Origin of the sequence: Streptomyces olivaceoviridis, assembly GCF_014650115.1 — a bacterium.
GTDB classification, from domain to species: domain Bacteria; phylum Actinomycetota; class Actinomycetes; order Streptomycetales; family Streptomycetaceae; genus Streptomyces; species Streptomyces olivaceoviridis.
Genome location: NZ_BMUI01000110.1, coordinates 1 through 1,068, shown reverse-complemented (window position 1 = coordinate 1,068; position 1,068 = coordinate 1). Strand labels below are relative to the sequence as shown.

The window sequence follows — 1,068 nt, the reverse complement described above, 5'->3', positions numbered from 1 at the left end:
CCCTCGCGTGCGGCGGCTTCCCAGTCGCGGGGTTTGAGCTGGTACTTCTCGGAGTCCAGGTATTCCTCGCCGCCCTGCTTGAGCGGGGTGTTCTCGCACAGTTCGTAGCCGGAGTAGATGCCCCACGCGGGGGAGAGGGTGGCGGCGAGCACGGCGCGGACCTCGAAGGCGGGGCGTCCGCCGTGCTGGAGGTAGGCGTGCAGGATGTCGGGGGTGTTGGCGAAGAGGTTCGGCCGCATCCAGGCCGCCGCCTCGCCCGACAGCTCCGTCAGGTACTCGGTGAGCTCCTGCTTGGTGTTGCGCCAGGTGAAGTACGTGTAGGACTGCTGGAAGCCGATCTGGGCGAGGGTGTGCATCATCGCCGGGCGGGTGAAGGCCTCCGCGAGGAAGATGACGTCCGGGTCGCGGCGGTTGACCTCGGCGATGACCCGTTCCCAGAACACCACCGGTTTGGTGTGCGGGTTGTCCACGCGGAAGATCCGCACGCCGTGTCCCATCCAGTGCCGCAGGACGCGGACGGTCTCGGTGACCAGGCCGTCCATGTCGGCGTCGAACGCGATGGGGTAGATGTCCTGGTACTTCTTCGGCGGGTTCTCGGCGTAGGCGATGCTGCCGTCGGGGCGGTGGTGGAACCACTCGGGGTGTTTGTGCACCCAGGGGTGGTCGGGGGAGCACTGCAACGCGAAGTCCAGCGCGATCTCCAGGCCCAGCTTGCCGGCCTCGGCGACGAAGAAGTCGAAGTCCTCGATGGTGCCGAGATCGGGGTGGACGGCGTCGTGGCCGCCTTCGGGGGAGCCGATCGCCCAGGGCACGCCGACGTCGTCGGGGCCGGGGTTGAGGGTGTTGTTGCGGCCCTTGCGGAAGGTGGTGCCGATGGGGTGGACGGGCGGGAGGTAGACGACGTCGAAGCCCATGTCCGCGATCGGCCCCAGCCGGCGCGCGGCCGTGCGGAAGGTGCCGTGGGGCTGCTCGGCGGTGCCCTCGGAGCGGGGGAAGAACTCGTACCACGAGCCGTACAGGGCGCGTTCGCGTTCCACCAGCAGCGGCATCGGATCGGAGGCGGTGACC

1 pseudogene is annotated in these 1,068 nt (G+C 69.0%); it reads right to left on the bottom strand.

Features of this window, described 5'->3' with window-relative positions:
- Positions 1 to 1,068 (bottom strand): annotated as a pseudogene (locus IE273_RS43115) (alpha-1,4-glucan--maltose-1-phosphate maltosyltransferase); the annotation flags it as partial.